The 17890-nt window shown below is 66.7% G+C and carries 21 protein-coding genes and 1 pseudogene; 10 read left to right on the top strand and 12 right to left on the bottom strand.

The genetic code is table 11. The features are described 5' to 3' along the window. Positions 1 to 316: 316 nt before the first annotated feature. Positions 317 to 742, bottom strand: a complete 426-nt coding sequence (locus tag JWQ81_RS34970) for a nuclear transport factor 2 family protein (RefSeq protein ID WP_297548295.1) — start codon at positions 740 to 742, stop codon at positions 317 to 319. A gap of 82 nt (positions 743 to 824) precedes the next feature. Here JWQ81_RS34970 and JWQ81_RS34975 point away from each other — a divergent pair, with 82 nt between their 5' ends. After that, positions 825 to 1415 (top strand): PadR family transcriptional regulator, encoded by a 591-nt coding sequence (locus tag JWQ81_RS34975; RefSeq protein ID WP_297548297.1) that lies wholly within the window; start codon positions 825 to 827, stop codon positions 1413 to 1415. Between the two features lie 16 nt (positions 1416 to 1431). Next, a complete protein-coding gene (locus JWQ81_RS34980) occupies positions 1432 to 2244 on the top strand; it encodes an SGNH/GDSL hydrolase family protein (protein ID WP_297548299.1) in 813 nt (270 codons plus the stop codon). A 144-nt stretch (positions 2245 to 2388) separates the two neighbouring features. Here the strand turns inward: JWQ81_RS34980 and JWQ81_RS34985 are convergent. Beyond that, a pseudogene (locus JWQ81_RS34985) lies at positions 2389 to 2618 on the bottom strand (FAD-dependent monooxygenase); the annotation flags it as partial. Positions 2619 to 2676: 58 nt separating this feature from the next. Next, positions 2677 to 3276 (bottom strand): CGNR zinc finger domain-containing protein, encoded by a 600-nt coding sequence (locus JWQ81_RS34990; RefSeq protein ID WP_297548301.1) that lies wholly within the window; start codon positions 3274 to 3276, stop codon positions 2677 to 2679. Between the two features lie 150 nt (positions 3277 to 3426). On the opposite strand from JWQ81_RS34990, the gene JWQ81_RS34995 reads away from it, so the two are divergent. The 4 genes from JWQ81_RS34995 to JWQ81_RS35010 all read left to right on the top strand — a co-directional run bounded on the left by JWQ81_RS34995 (position 3427) and on the right by JWQ81_RS35010 (position 6431). Continuing rightward, positions 3427 to 4416: a zinc-binding alcohol dehydrogenase family protein gene (locus tag JWQ81_RS34995; protein ID WP_297548303.1), complete on the top strand. Its 990-nt coding sequence runs from the start codon at positions 3427 to 3429 to the stop codon at positions 4414 to 4416. A gap of 30 nt (positions 4417 to 4446) precedes the next feature. Beyond that, the gene (locus JWQ81_RS35000) at positions 4447 to 4971 is read left to right on the top strand and encodes a DUF302 domain-containing protein (protein ID WP_297548305.1); all 525 of its coding nucleotides are present in this window, start codon (positions 4447 to 4449) and stop codon (positions 4969 to 4971) included. Beyond that, positions 4971 to 5477 (top strand): nuclear transport factor 2 family protein, encoded by a 507-nt coding sequence (locus JWQ81_RS35005; RefSeq protein ID WP_297548307.1) that lies wholly within the window; start codon positions 4971 to 4973, stop codon positions 5475 to 5477. The genes JWQ81_RS35000 and JWQ81_RS35005 overlap by 1 nt, the downstream gene beginning before the upstream one ends. A gap of 117 nt (positions 5478 to 5594) precedes the next feature. After that, positions 5595 to 6431, top strand: coding sequence for an SAM-dependent methyltransferase (locus JWQ81_RS35010; protein WP_297548309.1), 837 nt, complete (start codon positions 5595 to 5597; stop codon positions 6429 to 6431). 9 nt (positions 6432 to 6440) lie between these two features. Here the strand turns inward: JWQ81_RS35010 and JWQ81_RS35015 are convergent, their stop codons facing one another. Genes JWQ81_RS35015 through JWQ81_RS35025 form a run of 3 tightly spaced genes read right to left on the bottom strand, consistent with a single transcriptional unit; the run spans position 6441 to position 9847 of the window. Next, entirely contained in the window at positions 6441 to 7487 is a 1047-nt protein-coding gene (locus tag JWQ81_RS35015; protein ID WP_297548311.1) for a Gfo/Idh/MocA family oxidoreductase, read from the bottom strand. 33 nt (positions 7488 to 7520) lie between these two features. Continuing rightward, a complete protein-coding gene (locus tag JWQ81_RS35020) occupies positions 7521 to 8234 on the bottom strand; it encodes a response regulator (protein WP_297548313.1) in 714 nt (237 codons plus the stop codon). Continuing rightward, positions 8231 to 9847: a sensor histidine kinase gene (locus JWQ81_RS35025; protein ID WP_297548315.1), complete on the bottom strand. Its 1617-nt coding sequence runs from the start codon at positions 9845 to 9847 to the stop codon at positions 8231 to 8233. The genes JWQ81_RS35020 and JWQ81_RS35025 overlap by 4 nt, the downstream gene beginning before the upstream one ends. 274 nt (positions 9848 to 10121) lie before the next feature. On the opposite strand from JWQ81_RS35025, the gene JWQ81_RS35030 reads away from it, so the two are divergent. From JWQ81_RS35030 to JWQ81_RS35040, 3 genes are read left to right on the top strand one after another with little or no spacing between them, the layout of a single operon-like run. After that, a complete protein-coding gene (locus tag JWQ81_RS35030; protein WP_297548317.1) occupies positions 10122 to 10964 on the top strand; it encodes an ABC transporter ATP-binding protein in 843 nt (280 codons plus the stop codon). Further along, positions 10961 to 11836, top strand: coding sequence for an ABC transporter permease (locus JWQ81_RS35035; protein ID WP_297548319.1), 876 nt, complete (start codon positions 10961 to 10963; stop codon positions 11834 to 11836). The genes JWQ81_RS35030 and JWQ81_RS35035 overlap by 4 nt, the downstream gene beginning before the upstream one ends. 47 nt (positions 11837 to 11883) lie before the next feature. Beyond that, entirely contained in the window at positions 11884 to 12936 is a 1053-nt protein-coding gene (locus JWQ81_RS35040) for an ABC transporter substrate-binding protein (protein WP_297548321.1), read from the top strand. Positions 12937 to 13043: 107 nt separating this feature from the next. Here the strand turns inward: JWQ81_RS35040 and JWQ81_RS35045 are convergent, their stop codons facing one another. The 3 genes from JWQ81_RS35045 to JWQ81_RS35055 all read right to left on the bottom strand — a co-directional run bounded on the left by JWQ81_RS35045 (position 13044) and on the right by JWQ81_RS35055 (position 15097). Then, a complete protein-coding gene (locus tag JWQ81_RS35045) occupies positions 13044 to 13247 on the bottom strand; it encodes a hypothetical protein (RefSeq protein ID WP_297548323.1) in 204 nt (67 codons plus the stop codon). Next, positions 13244 to 14008: a COG4280 domain-containing protein gene (locus JWQ81_RS35050; RefSeq protein WP_297548325.1), complete on the bottom strand. Its 765-nt coding sequence runs from the start codon at positions 14006 to 14008 to the stop codon at positions 13244 to 13246. The genes JWQ81_RS35045 and JWQ81_RS35050 overlap by 4 nt, the downstream gene beginning before the upstream one ends. Positions 14009 to 14116: 108 nt before the next feature. Beyond that, positions 14117 to 15097 (bottom strand): cation diffusion facilitator family transporter, encoded by a 981-nt coding sequence (locus JWQ81_RS35055; protein WP_297548333.1) that lies wholly within the window; start codon positions 15095 to 15097, stop codon positions 14117 to 14119. Positions 15098 to 15254: 157 nt separating this feature from the next. Between JWQ81_RS35055 and JWQ81_RS35060 the strand changes: the two genes are divergently transcribed. Then, positions 15255 to 15638, top strand: coding sequence for a metalloregulator ArsR/SmtB family transcription factor (locus JWQ81_RS35060; RefSeq protein ID WP_297548327.1), 384 nt, complete (start codon positions 15255 to 15257; stop codon positions 15636 to 15638). 10 nt (positions 15639 to 15648) lie between these two features. Here the strand turns inward: JWQ81_RS35060 and JWQ81_RS35065 are convergent, their stop codons facing one another. From JWQ81_RS35065 to JWQ81_RS35075, 3 genes are all read right to left on the bottom strand, one after another. Next, positions 15649 to 15810: a hypothetical protein gene (locus JWQ81_RS35065; RefSeq protein WP_297548329.1), complete on the bottom strand. Its 162-nt coding sequence runs from the start codon at positions 15808 to 15810 to the stop codon at positions 15649 to 15651. 228 nt (positions 15811 to 16038) lie between these two features. Continuing rightward, positions 16039 to 16362 carry a hypothetical protein gene (locus JWQ81_RS45160; protein ID WP_366942366.1) on the bottom strand — a complete coding sequence of 108 codons (324 nt, stop codon included), beginning with the start codon at positions 16360 to 16362 and terminating at the stop codon, positions 16039 to 16041. Positions 16363 to 16753: 391 nt separating this feature from the next. Continuing rightward, on the bottom strand, positions 16754 to 17890 hold a 1137-nt coding region (locus JWQ81_RS35075; RefSeq protein ID WP_297548331.1), incomplete at its 5' end, for an HNH endonuclease signature motif containing protein.

Genomic DNA, 17890 nt, shown 5'->3' on the forward strand with positions numbered 1-17890 from the left:
CCATCGCGATCGACGCCCAGTCACCACTCTCGATACCCTGCGCCAGACTCGCCGCCGACTCAGCCAACGAAATACCGGAGTACGCCTTCGTCGAATCCTTCACCGGCGCAACCAACGGATTACTCACAACAGAACCGCCCTCGAAAACAAGGCGGTACCGAAGAACCCGCCGAAGCCTTGCCGGAAGCACTTGCCGCGGCCCTGACCTCGATGGACAGCCTGGCCGACCAAGCACCGGCGAACGCTATCACGCACTCGACGACCTTGGGCGGAGCCTAATCCGTTGCCCCTTCACCCCAGCGGGCGCGACAGTGCGCTATGCGGGCGCGGGGAGGACGCCGTCGGCGACCAGACCGGCATAGATGGCCTGGCTGACGGTGGTGACCGCCGACAGCGGACGAATCATGACGGTGAAGGTGGAAATCAAGCCCTGTGCGTCGAGCTGCAGGAGGTCGATGCCGTGGACATCCTTGCCCTCGACGACGGTCCGGAAGACGAGGATGTACGACTCGGCCTCCTCGCCACCGCGACCTTCCTCCGCCCATCCGCTGAACTCTCCAACGTAGCGGAAGTCGGTGAAGGTGCGTTGCAGCACCGAGAACAGGGCTGACACCACCTCGATGCCTTCGAACGGGGTGAACTTCACCGGACTGTAGAACCGGATATCCGGCGCGAACAGGGCGACGATCGCGGCCTGGTCACCGGCTTCCACGGCATCACGGAACGCGTCAGCGGTAGACATGACCGGTACCTCCTACTCATAATGTTGACTAGTCCTAGTATTGACTAGAAGCCGGACCTGTCAAGCGAGGAGGAATCGACCGATGGCGCTACGGCATGCCGTCCTGGCCGCGCTGCTCGACGGCGAACACAGCGGCTACCAGCTGGCGAAGGTCTTCGACACCGCGGTGGCCAACTTCTGGCACGCCGTCCCGCAGCAGCTCTACGCCGAGCTGACCAAGCTGGAGGAGGCAGGCCTGATCGCCGGACGGCTGGTCATCCAGCACGACCGGCCGAACAAACGGGTCTACACCGTCACCGAAGCCGGCACAGCCGAGTTGGAGCGGTTCGCGTCCGTCGCGTCCAAGCCGTCGTTCATCCGCGACGACCTACTGGTCAAGGTGCAGGCCGTGGACCATATCGACCCGGCACCGGTGATCGCCGAGCTCGAGGAACGCGCCGTCCAAGCCGCCGCGAAGGCCGGGATCTTCGAGCAGCTGCTCCTGTTCCTCCGCCAAGACGTCGACGAGGACACCTTCCTGCGTGAAGGCCGCCGGATCGGGCCGTACCTGACCTGCCTGCGAGGGGTGCTCTTCGAGCACGAGCACCAGGACTGGTGCCGGAATACCGCCAAGCTCCTGCGCTCACGGCTGGACACCACGCCCCACGACCACGTGCCCGGACAGGCACACTGACCACAGGAGATTCCCGATGCACCCGGACGACATCGTCACGCCGCAGACCTTCAGCAGGTTCGTCGCACTGGGCGACAGCCAGACCGAAGGTCTCAACGACGGCGACGACACCCAGGGCTACCGCGGCTGGGCCGACCGGCTGGCCGAGCGGCTCGCCGTGTCCAATCCGGACCTGCGCTATGCCAACCTCGCCGTGCGGGGTCACCTCGCCGGGCAGATTCACGCCGCCCAGCTCGCGCCCGCGCTGGCGTTGCGGCCCGACATCGCCACCGTGGTCGCCGGCATGAACGACGTGCTGCGGCCCTCGTTCGACCTCGACGAGGTCAGCGCCCACCTGGACGCGATGTTCGGCGCGCTGGTCGGCGCCGGAGCGCGGGTCGGCACGCTGACCTTCCCCGACATCGGCCGGATCATGCCCATCGCGCGGCCCCTGATGCCCAGAGTGCTCGCCCTGAACGCCCGCATCCGGACATTGGCCGCGCGGCACGGGGTCGCCCTGGTGGACGCCTTCCCGTACCCGGCCACCACCGACGCGCGGATCTGGAGCGCGGACCGCCTGCACGCCAACTCGACCGGCCACACCCTCATCGCCGCGGCCATGGCGGACGCCTTCGGCCTACCCGGCAGCGACGACTCCTGGAACCGGCCGCTTCCGCCGCCCTCGGTGCGTACCCGGCGGCAGGCAGCCAGAACCGAGCTGCGCTGGCTGACCACCATAGTCAGCCCCTGGATCGGCCGTCGGCTGCTCGGGCGCTCCTCGGGTGACAACCGCACGGCGAAACGGCCCGCCCTGACCCCGGTGGACACCGGCCGGCCCGTCGACCGCTGAAGACTCAGCGCCAGGCAAACGCGGGTGCGTGTTCCGGCAGCAGCGCGAGATTGCCGAGGACGCCGGTCACCCGGTGCAGGACCGGGAAACGCTGGAGGACTCGCAACGGCAGCGGCACACCGTCGAGGGTGCCCTCCGTATCTGCATCTGCTCCATCCGGCCGGCCGGCAGCCGCGCGAACCGTGCGCCGAGCCCGAGTTCGTCGAGCAGCCGCAAGGTGGCCGGATGCACGGTGTCCCCGCGGAAGTCGCGGAAGAAGTCGTTGTGCTTCTCCAGCACCGTCACCCGGACACCGGCCCGCGCCAGCAACAACCCCAGCACCACCCCCGCGGCCCCCCCCCGACGAAACAACACTGCGTCCGGTCTACCGTCATGCCTCGACCATACTGTCACCCGCCGACGGTGTCGGCCTTTCTCTCAAGACGAGCAGGCTCAAGACGTGCGGCCGCGCGCGCGGTGCGCGCGCACGTTGGCAGCGTTCCCGCAGACGCGGAAGTCGTGCCACACACCGCTGTTGTTCCGGGAACGGTCGTAGAACGTGACCCCGCAACGTGGGTTGTGGCAGGTTTTGAGCCGGCGCCACTGATCGGTCTGCTGGGCGTCGAGCACCTCGATCAGGATCAGCGACACCACCCGTCGCCAGCCCGTGCCGCCGGGTTCGACCCGGACCAGGCCGTCGGAGCCGATCACCAGGCGCGCGCCTGCGCTGTCGAACGACGGAGCCCGCTCCCCGCCGACGGGGTGACCGGCCAACGCGTGCAACTGCTCCCGAACGTCCAGTAGCTGTTCCCGGCCCACGTCGTCGAGCTCGATCGGCGGCGCCGGCCGGCCGGTCGCCGCCGACCAGTCGTCCAGGGTCCGGTCCAGCCAACCCCGCGCGGAGTCGAGATCGGCGAGCAGGTCGGGTTTCCGCGGCTTGCCCGCGGACGTCGTGTTGAGCAGCTCCTGCACAAGGGCGACACCGCCGGGAGCAGCCTCGACGTCATACCGCTGCGTAGCCGTCGCCACCACCGATCGCACCTCCAAAGACATAACCGAACTATCGATACATATTACATATGAACACGAACATCCAAGGAACTTAGTCCATATAGCCCTGTGTCGGACACCACTTGAAGTAATAGTCAAAACTGCTACGGTCATTACAGATTGATCGAGCCCTACAAGCCGGGAGTGCACGACATGCGAGCGATCCAGTTCGGCCGGTTCGGCAGTTACGACGCCCTCGAAGTGGTCACCGTGCCCGAGCCGGTGCCCGCCGAGGGACAGGCATTGGTCCGGCTGGCGATGGCCGGCATCAACCCGCTGGACGACACCACCCGATCGGGCAAGCTGCCGGCCGGCGCGGTCAAACCGTTCCCCGTCCGCGCGGGCGGTTCCGGCGTCGGTGTCCTGGAGGAGCCAGGCAACTCGGCGCTGCCTGCCGGAACCCGCGTCGTGCTGAGCGGCGGCCGGTACGGCGTGGGCAAGGACGGCACGTGGGCCGACTACGTCGCCGTCGACCCGCAACACCTGCTCCCCGTTCCGGACGAGGTCAACGACACGTCCGCGGCGGCGCTGACGACCGGTGCCGGATATCTGACCGCGTACTTGTCACTCACCGAACTCGCGGGATTCCGGCCCGGACAGACCGTGTTGGCTCCCGGGGTCGGCGGCGCGGTCGGCCAAGGCGGCGTCGAGATCGCCAAGGTGCTCGGTGCTTCGCTGGCCATCACCACGGCCACCAACGCGGCCAAGGCCGAACTGGGGCGAGCCGCCGGATTCGAAGTCATCGACCTGTCGCGTGAGTCCCTCCGCGACGGTGTCGCCCGGCTCACCGGCGGCAAAGGGGTCGACGTCGTCCTGGACGGAGTGGCCGGGCCGCTCACCGGAGCGGCGCTCGGCGCGCTGGCGGTCAACGGAACGCTGGTCAGCATCGGGTACGCCGCCGGAATGGACACCACGATCAACGTCACCGACCTGATCTGGAAGAACGCCCATGTGCACGGCTTTCGCTTCGCGCTGTTCAGCACCGACCAGGTCAACACTGTCAACACCAAACTGCTGGAACTCGTCGCCCGCAACGAAATCACCCCGATCGTCGACAGTGTCCACGCACTGGAGGACGCCGCCGATGCCCAGCGTCATCTGATCGAGGGCAGCCCGTTCGGCCGAGTGCTGCTGACGATCTGAAGGTTTGCCGGCTGACGAAAGGAGAACACTATGTCCGTCCAGGTCTTTCCGCACGAGGTGCGGCGGCTCGCGATTCCCGTGGCAACGAAGTTCGACGAGTTCCGCGAACGCTACGAAAACGCGGTGCCCGAATTCGACGTGCGGCGGTTCGAAGAGCTCAAACGCACCGGCGCCGACTGGGACACCGTCCTCCAGGCGACCGCGGAAAACGCGCCGCACGAGTTCATCCGCTACTGGGGCACCGATGTCGGCAGTCTCATGCAGTTGACCGGTAGCCGGCTGCCCTGCGTGGAGTACCTGATGGGCAATCACACCATCGCCGAACGCATGTACCGGCACGACCCCGCGATCATGCTCTACGCCCCACTGCGTACCGCGATCCACGAAGACCGCGACGGCCACGTGTGGTTCAGCCTCGACCAGCCCAGCACCCGGTTCGGCAGTTTCGGCAACGCCGAAATCGCCGCGGTCGGACGCGAACTCGACGTCAAGGTCGCCCACCTCCTCGAACACCTCGAACTGCCCGTACCCGACGAACTGAAGGACGATCTCTGATGAACCGGACAGTGAAAGCCGCCCTCATCACGACCGCGCTCGTCGGCGCGGTAGTGGTTCCGGTGACGACGAGCGCGGCTTCGGCCGCGGCACCCAGCCACACCACCCCCGGCCACCCCGTGTTGACCGACCAGCAGCGGCGGGCGATCGTCGGCAAGTTCGCCACCGCGGTGGTGCACGACGACCACGCGGGCTTCATCGCGAGCACCACCTCCGACTTCGTCTGGACGATTCCCGGCCACAGCAGGATTTCCGGGCGGACGACCGGGCGAGGAGACCTCCTCGGCCTCCTCGGCACCTTCGACCGCTACCAGTTGACCATCTCCGTGCGGGCGCTCACTTTCGGCGCGGACACAGTCGCGGTCGAAGTGCACGACACCGGCAGCTACCACGGCAAGAAGCTCGACCAGGACGTAGTCAACGTGCTGACCATCCGCGACGGCAAGGTCTCCAGCGCTGACGGCAACTTCGCAGACGTGGCCGCGTTCGACGCCTACTTCGCTTGATGGCACGCGCCACGGCGAACGCCCAGGTCAGCCGCGCGGCCTAGCCCCCGCTTTCGCGCACGACAAGACGCGACTACTCTCAGTGTGGTTCTGGACACATGCGAAGTGGAGCAGCCCATGCCGTCGAACGCCGCAGGAACCGATTTGAACATCCCGGTCGGCGTCGATCCGAACAGGGCCAGCGTCGCCCGCACCTACGACTATCTCCTGGGCGGCAAGGACAACTACGAGATCGACCGGAAGACCGCGCGTGAGATCGCCGCGGCTCTCCCCGACGTCGTGGACCTCGCGAGGGACAACCGCAACTTCCTCACCAGGGTGTGCCGGTTCATCGCCACCCAGACCAACGTCGTGCAGTACCTCGACTGCGGTTCCGGCCTGCCCACCGCCGAGAACACCCACCAGATCGCGCAGCGGTTCAACGCGGAGTCGCGGGTCGTCTACGTCGACAACGACCCGGTGGTCATCGCGCACGGCAAGGCGCTGCTCGAGGAAAACGACCGGACACACCTGATCGACGGCGACATCTTCAGGCCGCGCAGCATCCTTGACAACGACATCGTGCGCACCCACCTGGACTTCACCCAGCCGATCGCGCTGTTCTTCATCGCGACCCTGCACCACCACAAGGGCGAGCGCGGCCGCCCGGCCGAGATCATGGCCGAGTACATCGACGCGCTGCCCTCGGGGTCGTTCGTCGCCATCTCGCACCTCATCGACCCGGAGAGCGAAGACAGCGAGATCATGCGGGAGCTCGAAGAGGCCGTCGCCAAGGGCTCACTCGGCGGCGCCACCTCCCGCACCCGCGGCGAGATCTTGGAACTCTTCCACGGCTTGGAAATGGTCGACCCCGGCATCGTCGACCTGCGGAACTGGTGGCCGGACGGCCCGCAGCTCAGGCCGGTCACCGTCGGGCAGCGGCTGATCGCCGGCGGAATCGGCCGCAAACCCTGAGAGGGCGCCTCAGAACCAGGGTTCGTCCGCCACCCGGGCGGCGATGCCGAGGTCTGCGGCTTCCTCGATAGCCAGCGCGATGCGGTGGTCCTGGATGCCGTCGGAAAGCGGGTACGGCTCGGGGCCGCTGTCACGTGCCCACGCGGCGGTGTCCTCGAGCAGGCTGGCGATGGCGATCTCCTCGTCGTTCCACCGCTGCCCCTGGTAGGGGTTGCGGTAGAGGACGTCGGAACCGAACGTGAGCTGGTCGGTGTCGAACCCGTCGAGGTCCAGGTCGTAGCCGGTCTGGCGGCGCACGATCGGCGACCGGACGATCGTGCGGTCGCCCGCGAGCCGTACGACCTCCTGGTCTCGCAGCTCACCCAGCGTGCCGCGGACAAGTAGCCGGCGCATCAGCAACTGGTTGTGCCACTGGTTGTCGGTGAAGTCGTAGAGGCCGAACCCGCCGTCGGCGAACGCGATGGTGGCGATCGTCGTGGTGGCTGGTTTGACCTCGACCGGGTCCGCCCAGCCACCGCGCGAAAGCGGGTCCGCCAGCGGCGCGGTCGTGCGGACAGCGCGTACCTCGGCCGGTCCGCGTCCCGTCCCGAGCAGGGTCCGGATCAGCGAAACGGCGTGATACTGGTGGGTCGAGGACACGTCCACCCTCGTGGGTTCGCCGATGACGCCGGACCGGACCAACGCGACCCGCGCGGCGTGGGCGGGCATCCGGCTGTACTGCTCCGCGACCTGAACCAGCCGGCTGCTTCCGACCCGGTGCCACAGCTCGCGGAGCCCGTCGACGTCCGGCGCGGGCGGGGTCTCGGTGAGCACCCGGACACCGCGTTCCACCAGCTCCACCACCAGCGACGACGTCACGTCCCACGGCACCGCGGTGACCACGAAGTCCGGCTTCGCACCGGCGAGGCACTCGTCCAACGACAGGTAGACCGGCACCGGCAGGTCCTTCGGCTTGCGTGACACGACACCGACACAGGTGAGGCCATCCAGTGCGGCGGCGAGACGCCAGAAGTATTCGGCGCGCCACCCGGAACCCACGATCGCGAAACTGGTCATGCGCCCATCCAACACAGCCGAAGATGCCCCGGGTCACTCGGCCGCGGTTCGCCCTGGCCGCGTGACCCGGTAACGGTTGACCGGCCGCCCCGCCGACCCGTATTCCAGCTGAAGCTCGATGAGACCTTGTCGTTCGAGCTGGGTCAGATAGCGCTGGGCGGTGGGCCGGCTGAGGCCGAGCGCTTCGGCGATCTCGGTGGCCGCCAACGGTTTACCGCCGGCTCGCACGGCGTTGAGGATGGTCGCCATCGTCGGTGGCAACGCCGACGCGGTGGCGTTCTGCCCGGCCGGCCCGCGCAGCAGGTTGTAGAGGTTGTCCACGACGTCCTGGTCGACCTGCTGGTCGGTATCGGTGCCCGCGCCGTGGTCGAGTTCGGTGCGCCAGCGCCGATACGCCTCCAGCTGGTCCTTGAGCTGTGCGAAACCGAAGGGCTTGACGAGGTAGTAGATCGCGCCGAGCTGCATCGCCGCGCGCACGGCGTCGAGGTCGCGGGCGGCGCTGATGACGATGCAGTCGGACACCCGGCCGGCCGCGGTGTCCAGTGAGCGCAGTAAGGACAGCCCGTCTTCGTCGGGCAGGTGCAGATCCAGCAGCAGCAGATCGGGAGCGGATTCGGCGATGGCCCGACGTGCTTCGGCCGCCGTGTGCGCCTGTCCGACACACACGAAACCGGCAACGCGGTCGACGCTCGCCGCGTGGATGCCGGCGACCCGGAAGTCGTCGTCGATGACGAGTGTGCGAATCATCGCAATCCTCCGGCGACGCGGTAGTCGGACTGAGACCGCCCCGCCCCGGCGACCGGCAACCGTACATCGAACCGGGCGCCGGGACCCGGTGACACCTCGATCGAACCGCCCGCCCGGAGCACAATGCGGTGCACCAGGGCGAGTCCGAGCCCACGGCGCAGCTGTCCGCGCGGGGCCTTGGTCGAGTACCCGTCGACGAAGACTTCCTCCACCGCCTCGGCCGGTACCCCCGGCCCGGTGTCCGTGACCAGGACACGCAGGCCCGCGTCGGCGTCGGACAGGTGCACGGTGACGCGCCTGGGCTGCGGTTGCCCGCCCAGCGCGTCCAAGGCGTTGTCGACGAGATTGCCGACGATGGTCAGCAAGGCGTGCACGTCGACCGCGGGCTGGTCCAAATGGGACTCGGGGGTGACGACGAGCTGGACGTCCTGTTCCGAGGCGATCGCCATCTTGGCCACCAGGAGAGCCGCCAGCACCGGCGGCCCGATGCGGGCGCGGAGATCCTCCGCGGGAGCCAGCGAGGCATGGGTCAGTTCGGACAGGTAACTTGCGGCTTCCTCGGGACCGGCAAGGTCGAGCAAGCCGGACACGACATGCAAGCGGTTGGCAAACTCGTGTTCCTGTGCCCGCAGGGCGGTGGTGAGTCCCGTTACCGCGTGCAGTTCGCGCACGAGCGCTTCGAGCTCGGTGCGGTCCCGCAGGGTGACCACGTACCCGAGGTCGCGGCCGGCGAGGGCGACGGGCATCCGGTTCACCAGCAGCAACGACTCGTCGGTCAGCACGACCTCGTCGTCGCCGTCGATCGTGCCGGACAGGAGGTCGTGAAGTCGTCCTGCGGGGATCAGCGCGTCCAGGTGCTCTCCGGTGGCCGCCGACCGGATGCGCAGCAGCCGGCGCGCTTCGTCGTTGATGACGTTCACCCGGCCATCCGGGTCGACACCGAGGACGCCTTCACGGATTCCGTGCAGCATCGCTTCGCGTTCCTGCAACAACGAGGTTATCTCCGAAAGCTCCAGACCGAAGGTGACCCGCTTGATGGCCCTGGCGAGCACCAACGACGCGACGATGCCGATGGCGAGCGCGAGCGCGGTGTACAAGGCGATGGTCAACGCCTGGCGGTGCAGCTGGCCGGCCACCTGCCACTCGAGGATCCCGACCGACACTTGCCCGACGACCGCGCCGGACGCGTCCACGATCGGTGCTTTGCCGTTCGCCGAACGCCCGAGACTGCCGGGGTCGATCCCGATGTGCTTCTGTCCATCGAGGACGGCGACCGGTTCCTCCAGCCGCCGACCGATCAAAGCCGCGTTCGGATGGGAAAACCGCAGTCCCGTTCGATCGGTCACCACCACGTACGCGGCATGGGTGCTGGCCTGGACCTGCTGAGCCAAAGGCTCGATTATGTGCCCGGGGTCACCGCGCTCGACCGCGTCACGGACCTCGGGGATCTGTGCGACGGTGCCGGCGATGTTCACCGCGTCGGTCCCGGACTGCTGGTCCAGGGTGTTCCCGGTCAAAGTCACATAGAGGATGCCGCCCAGCGACATCGTCAGCAGCAGGATCGCCAGCACTCCTACGAGAATGCGGGACGCGAGGGTGCGCGAACGCCACATACGCACACCTCCTTCGCCGACATTGGCTCACGCATGAGAACACGCCGACCCCGGCGTGGCCAAGTGGCGATGAGCACAACGCACAAAACCCGGCGAAACGAACAGGTACCGCGGCGATCGAGCAGAACGACGACTTTCGTCGAGCTTACCGCGCAACGAACACAACACTTCCGCACCGCACCAGCGATTCCTATCGTCTTCCGGCAGACCCGACACCCCGCCGCCGACCTGCGACGCGAACTCGCTCCCTGTTTTCAAGGAAGGCCCCCTCGTCATGCAACCTCAGGATTCGTCGATCTCCGGCATGTCCGCGATCGACATCCGCGGAGTAACCAAACGCTTCACCACGCCGAACGGATCGACCTACACGGCGTTACGCGACCTGAACCTGCAGGTGGCACCCGGCGAATTCTGCGCCGTCGTCGGCCCCACCGGCTGTGGCAAGTCGACCACCCTCACCCTGGTCTCCGGGTTGGAGCAGCCGTCGCAGGGATCGGTCACCGTGCACGGACGCGCCGTCTCGGGCACGACACCCGGCGTCGGGTTCGTCTTCCAGACCGATGCGGTGCTGCCGTGGAAGTCGGTGCTGGACAACGTCGCCGCCGGGCCGCGGTTTCGCGGAACCCCCAAGGCACAGGCCAATACCAGCGCACGGGACTGGATCCGCCGAGTCGGGCTGGCCGGCTTCGAAGACCGGTTCCCGCACCAGCTGTCCGGTGGCATGCGCAAGCGCGTGGCGCTGGCGCAGAGCCTGATCACCGAGCCCCGCATCCTGCTCATGGACGAACCGTTCAGCGCTCTCGACGTCCAGACGCGGGCGATCATGTCCAACGAACTGCTGACCCTGTGGGATCTGACCCGACCGGCCGTCGTGTTCGTGACCCATGACCTCGAAGAGGCCATCGCGTTGGCGGACAAGGTCGTCGTGCTCACCGCGGGTCCGGGCGGAACGGTGAAAGCGACGTTCGACATCGACCTGCCCCGGCCCCGGGTAGTGCAGGAAATCCGGTTCGACGCCCGGTTCGTCGACCTGTACCAGCAGATCTGGGAGGCGCTGCGGTCCGAGGTGGACATTGCCTACGCCCAGACCACCACCGCGGCCAAGGAGGCCTCATGACGATGGCAGCCACCACCGCGGACGCTGACGGACAGGAGTTGCAAGGGGTCGACAACGAACGCGCCCACCGTGCCCGGCGCCGACGTCGTTCGGCACTCGTGCACCTCACCCAGCTCGGTGTCCTCGTCGTCATCGTCGGCAGCTGGCAGCTGCTGGTGGGCAACGATTCCCGCAAGATCATCCTCTACGGCGTGCCCTCGGGCATCGTCTCGCGCCTGCGGACCTGGGTCACCGAGGGCACGGCGATCGGCTCCCTCGGCGATCAGATCTGGGTCACCCTCGAAGAAGCGCTCATCGGGTTCGTGATCGGCACGACGCTCGGCATCGTCTGCGGGATCGCGTTGGGCAGGGTCCGGTTCCTCGCCGAAGTGTTCGGCCCCTACATCAAGGTGCTCAACTCGATCCCGCGCATCGTGCTCGGTTCCGTCTTCGTGCTGGCGTTCGGGCTCGGCATCGAATCGAAGGTGCTGTTGGTCATCGTGCTGGTGTTCTTCGGGGTCTTCTTCAACGCCTTCCAGGGCGTACGTGAAGTGGACCGCAACCTGATCGCGAACGCCACGATCCTCGGCGCCTCACGCTGGCAGGTCACCAGGCAGGTCGTCCTGCCGTCCGCGTTCACCTGGATCATCGCCAGCTTGCACGTCAGCTTCGGCTTCGCCCTGATCGGCGCGATCGTCGGCGAGTTCCTCGGCGGCTCGCAAGGCCTCGGCGTGCTGATCAAGAACGCCCAAGGCACGTTCGATGCCAACGGAGTCTGGGCCGCCATGATGATCATGGGCATCGTCGCGCTACTCGCCGAATGGCTGATCACGCGGCTGGAGAACCGGCTGCTGCGCTGGCGTCCTGCCCAGCTGAGCGGACCGGACCTGTGACCGGCGAGAAAACCTCCACTCCCCTACCCGAAACAAAGGAGAACACCGTGTCCACAAGGAAGTGGCTGCTCGTTGCCGGTCTCGCGACCGCGCTGATGGTCAGCGGGTGCGCCTCGACGGCCAGTCATACGACGTCGTCGCAGCAGGCAGGCGCGGCCGGCGGCACCAAGGTCGCGATCATGGTCGGCGGTCTGAACAAGCAGATCTACCTGCCGTTCATGCTCGCTCAGCGACTCGGCTTCTACGCCGAGCAGGGGCTGGACATCACCCTGTCCGACGAGCCGGCCGGAGTCGACGCGACCACCAACATGCTCGCCGGCAAGGTCGACGGCGTCGGCGGCTTCTACGACCACACCATCGACCTGCAGGGCCTCGGCCAGGCTGCGGAGTCGGTCGTGTCGATGCTGACCACCCCCGGCGAAGTCGAACTGTGCCGCAACGACCTCAAGGACCAGATCAAGTCCCCGGCAGACTGGAAGGGCCGCAACCTCGGCATCACCGACCTGGGCTCCTCCACCGACTTCCTGACCCAATACCTGGCCCAGAAGAACGGTGTCGACCCCACGACCGTCCACCGGGTGGGCGTGCAGTCGGGGGCGACCCTGATCGGCGCGATGACCCACAACAACATCGACTGCGCGATGACCACCGAACCGACCGTCTCCCAGTTGCTGGCCAACAAACAGGCTTACATCCTGCTCGACATGCGCACGGCAGCGGGAACCGCGCAAGCACTCGGCGGGGAGTACCCGGCGACCTCGCTCTACATGTCCTCCAAGTACGTCGCGGACAACCCGCAGACCGTGCAGAAGCTGGTCAACGCCTACGTCAAAACGCTGAAGTGGATCCAAACCCACACCGCGGCCGAGATCACCGACCAGATGCCGGCCGACTACTACGCGGGAGCGGGTAAGGACGCCTACATCAAGGCACTCGACAGCGAGAAGGGCATCTACAACCCGACCGGCATCATGCCGCCCAACGGCCCACCGACCGATCTGAAGGTGCTGTCAGCGTTCAACAAGGACGTGCAGGGCAAGACCATCGATCTGGCCAAGACCTACACCGACCAGTTCGTCAACGCGGTGCCGGCTTCCTGAGCAAGGGCTACGGTGCACTGTGGACCGCACCTCGCGGTCCACAGTGCACCGGCTTGCTGCGGGGGGAAGCTACGCGTTCGGGACAGCAAGCCGACCTCGTCGGTCGTTCAGCGCCGCCGAACTGCTCGCCAAAGGCTCCACGGCAGAACGAACGCCACCAGGACGGGAAGCACCCACCACGACGGCACGCCGGCCTGGGCTATTCCGTACGTCACGGCCAGACCAGCCACCACCGCGGCGGCGACTCGCCAGTCGTCGCCGACGACGAAGTCGTACCAGAACAGCCCGACAGCGCGAATCCTGCTGATCACAGTTGTTCTCCCTCACTGACGGCCTGCGGTGAATGTTCCGGAGCGCGTCGCAGAACCGCGGCCGATCCGAGCGCGAACAACGCGACAACCGGCACGATCACCAGCAGCGACGCGTCCTGCCAAGGCCAATCAGCGCCGGCCCCTTCACCGCCCCAAAAGAGACCGAACGACGTCAACATCACCCCGACGGCGAACTTCATCGTGTTCTCCGGCACCCGCGACAGGGGCGCGCGCACCACCACGGCGGCACCGGTCACCAGCAGCGTCGCGGCACCGGCCGCGATCGCCGCCAGCGGCACGTTGTGCTGGTTTCCGCCGAACGTCACCACGATGAAGACCACTTCGAGTCCTTCGAGGAGGACACCCTTGAAGGACAACGTGAAGGCGTACCAGTCCCGGACAACACCGCGCCGCTGAACAGCCGCCGTCCCGGCCGCGGCGATTTGGGTCTGGAAGATGGCTTCTTCGTCATGCAACGCCTTGTGGCCGCTCGCGCGCAGGATCGCCTTGCGCAGCCACTGCAGGCCGAAAACCAGCAGCAACCCGCCGACCACCAACCGAAGCGAGCCCAGCGGGATCGCGGACACCGCCGGACCGAGCGCCGCGACCACCACCGCCAAGGCGAGCAGGCCGGCGGCGACGCCGGTCAACGCCGACCGCCAATCCCGCGCGGTACCCGCGGCCAGCACGATCGTCACAGCCTCGACGGCTTCGACCACGCACGCCAGGAAAACCGCAAGAAACAATGCACCACCGGTCACCTGTGAACTCCTCGCTCGGTAATCGCAGCCTACTGCTTACGTAACGAACACGGTGTGTGAGAAATTCGATAAAGGTATTACCTGGTTTGCGGACGGTAAACTGTCGCTTTACCCCACGGTCCCGCGGTGGCGGGAAAGCAGCTCGTGGGAGGTCTCCGCGCCGGCCGCCGGTTCGGTGTGCACGATGACGGCGGTGAGGCGCGGCAGCGTGTGCACCAGTTCGTGCTCGACCTGGTGGGCGAGGTGATGAGCGTGGCGGACGGTCAACCCGGGGTCGACGCAGACAGCGAGTTCCGCACGCAGACTGTGCCCGATCCACCGCATCCGCACGTCCCGAACTCCGTGGATGCCGGCCACCGACGCCGCGGTGCGCTCGACCAGGTCGACACTTGCGGGGTCGACGGCATCCATCAGCCGGCGGAACACCTCCTTGGCGGCGTCGCGCAGCACGAACAGGATCGCCACCGTGATCGCCAGCCCGATGATCGGGTCGGCCAGCGGAAACCCGAACGCGACCCCCGCGGCGCCGAGCACGACCGCGAGGGAGGTGAAACCGTCCGTGCGGGCGTGCAGTCCGTCGGCGACCAGTGCCGCGGAGCCGATCTCACGACCGACAGTGATCCGATAGCGGGCGACGAGCTCGTTGCCCGCGAACCCGATCACCCCGGCCGCCGCGAGCACCCAAAGATGGGTGACCGGCTGCGGATGAAGCAGGCGCAGCACGGATTCGTAGCCCGCGAACGCGGCAGATGCGGCGATGACCAGGACGACGACCACTCCGGCGAGGTCCTCGGCGCGGCCCAAGCCATAGGTGTAGCGGCGGGTCGCGACCCGGCGTCCCAGCACGAACGCGATGCCGATGGGCAGCGCTGTCATCGCGTCGGCGAAGTTGTGGATCGTGTCGCCCAGCAACGCCACCGACCCGGTCAACCCCACGAACACCAACTGCAGCACAGCGGTCACGAACAGCGCGGCGAACGACCAGATCAACGTGCGGGTACCGCGCTTGCTGGTCTCCAGCGCGGTATCGAGCCTGTCCGCGCTGTCGTGGCTGTGCGGGGTGACCACGTGCCGCAGCTGCGTCCACAGCGAAGCATGGCCATGCGCGTGCCCATGGCCGCGAGGCTCTGCATGGTCGTGCGGCTCGGCATGGTCGTGCGGCTCGGTCAACGGAGTCACCTCAGGTCTGATCCACGCATGTATGCGTATCCATGCAGATACGCATACAGCAGAGTACGCTGGGCGGATGCATACGTCACTACCGGACTTCGACATGCCCGGAGACGAACAGGTCCACCTCGCGGCCGAGTCCTTCCGGTTGCTCGCCGACCCCACCCGGATCAAAGTCCTCTGGGCGCTGCTTCAAGGTGAATCCTCGGTCGCCTGCCTCGCCGAGCTCGCCGGTGCCGCGCCGGCCGCGGTCAGTCAGCACCTCGCGAAGCTGCGCCTGGCCGGTCTGGTCAAAGGCCGACGCGAAGGGACCTACATCTACTACTCCGCCGCCAACAACCACGTCCGAGGGCTGCTGTCACAAGCGTTGTTCCACGCCGACCACCTCGACCGCGACATCCCCGGCGACCCGGCCTCCGAGCACGCCGAACCCCACCACCCCGCCGCACGGCAGGAGTGACAGGCCCTCGTCAAACCAACTGGCGGTGGTGTTCCCGCTGTTCACCCGCGGGTGCACGGTCCGGTCGCACCGGAATGCAGGCGACGACAAGCAGGAACGCGATCACGGCCAACACGGCGTGACCACCCAGCGCGCACAACCCGGACAGTGCGCTCCACAGCGCGATCTTCATGACGTAATGGTAAGCCGCCCCCCGCACCACGGCGGGAGAATTGGGAAAGACTTAACGTTCGACACAGGACCCTGTTGGCAGCAACGGAAAACCGGCCCTCTCAGCGTCCTCACAACATGCTGCTGATAATGGCGCGCAACTCTGACACCGCGGCAAAAATAAGAGCACGCTGGCAAAAGATTAACCGACAGCAAAATATCACCCGGAATTACGAAACCCACACCGCGCTCACACCTCCGCATTCGTGCATTTCTTGTGCCGAGTGGCAAGAACGGGTGAATGTGACGGTACCGGATCCGGCAGGACTGCCTGCAGGCACCGGGCGATCCCGGACTTTCCCGAACTGGAACCACCGTTGAGAACGATCATCTCAGTCATCACCGCGCCACAGTAGTGGCACCGCACCAACACTCGAAACGGATTTCCGCAAACGCTGTATCGCCTGCCAAAACCCGGTGAACGTTCGCGGTCAGACCACTGCCGAAGCAAGGACAGAGCCGGTGAGCGGCGAGCGGTACTGATCCGAGCGCCACGTCGTAGCGCTGCCGGCATTCGCAACTCGACGGCGACTTGCGATCATGTCGGGGACGCAGTCAGAGCTCACGCGGCCGCAGTGTCTGAACGCCCGTCTACTGAAGCAAGGACCGGGGCCGAGGTGCACGCGTTACGGATCGGAGCGCCACATCCGTAACGCGGTGGTACCTCCGGTGCCGACGTGACCACTTGAGGCCGCTGCGGCTCGCTGCGTCCGGTTCCATTCGTCTCGGGGACCCCTGGTACGAATGATTCGTACCAGGGGTCCCCGATTCAGTACCGCTGCGGGCGTTCGCAACTCGACGGCGAGTTGTTGTTGTGCCGGGGAATGCAGTCAGGGCTCGTCAGTGTCGCGGCCGGGTGATCCGGTCGCGACACTCACGAGCCCTGGTACGGGGTCGGTATTCTGTTACAGGTGCATGGTGTTACGCTTGGGTCTTCGAAGCGGATCAAGATTGGCGGGCGGGATGAAGTCCGGTCTCCCGTCGCCGCCCATCCGTACTTCCCAGCCACCGCAATGCACCAACCTATGGTGGCGTTCACAAAGGAGGGTCAAGTTGTCCAGATTTGTTGGCCCGCCGAGGATCCAATACACGATATGGTGACCGTCGCAGTGTTTGGCGTGGCTTTTACAACCGGGAAACGCGCATCCGCGGTCCCGCATGACAAGTCGTCGCCGCTGCCCGGTGGTGATAATCCGCTTGGACCGACCCAAATCCATCTGCTCGCTCTCGGTCCCGAGAACAGCGGGGATCACCTTGCAGTCACACGCCAACATCCGCGCTTCGGCGGCGGTGATGACGCCACCGTAGTCGAGCATCGCCGTTCCGATGCCGGACTTGAGTGTTTTGTAGTCCACGGTGATTGCCACATGGACACGGTCACCACCGTGGGTGGGGATCTCGTCGACGGTCATCGCGAGCCGGACCAGGTCGACGAGGGCGTCGGCGTGGCGTTCCCATTGGCTGCGGGTGTCGCGGCCTTCCTCTTTCGTCGACTGCGGCGTCGCCAACGGATCCAACGCGGCCCGCAACTGGGCGTAGGCCACGTTGTCCAACTTGCCTTTGAGTGTCGCGGAGCCGTCGCGGTGCTCCTGGAACGACAACTCCCGCTCCGGTCTCTCCGGCGGATCCTTCGGCTCCGGCCCATCCGGATCCAACGTGTCCAACAGCCGGTCACCGGCTTTCTTCACCTCGACCGGTGACGCGTTAACGGCGAGGTTGACGAGGATCTTCTCCGCGGCCACCCGGTCTTCGTCCGACACCGTCGCGGGCATGGCCGTCATCGTTTTCACGATGACGTCGACGTGTGCGGGGGTGAGGTCACCGGTTAGTGCGGCGAGACCGGTCAGCGGTGCGACACCGGGGATCTCTGTCCCGTCGATGGCGTACAAGGAGTTGGTGCCGCGGGCACGGACCACGATCTGACGTGCCGCGGGCTCGGCCATCCCCGTCGTATGCATCAGCCACTGCACCGCCGAGTTGTACTGATGAGTCGCCTTGATGCCATCGGTCTCGGTCTTGGTGACCACCAGACCCAGCAGCGC

Source organism: Amycolatopsis sp. (assembly GCF_025464955.1).
Classification (GTDB): domain Bacteria; phylum Actinomycetota; class Actinomycetes; order Mycobacteriales; family Pseudonocardiaceae; genus Amycolatopsis.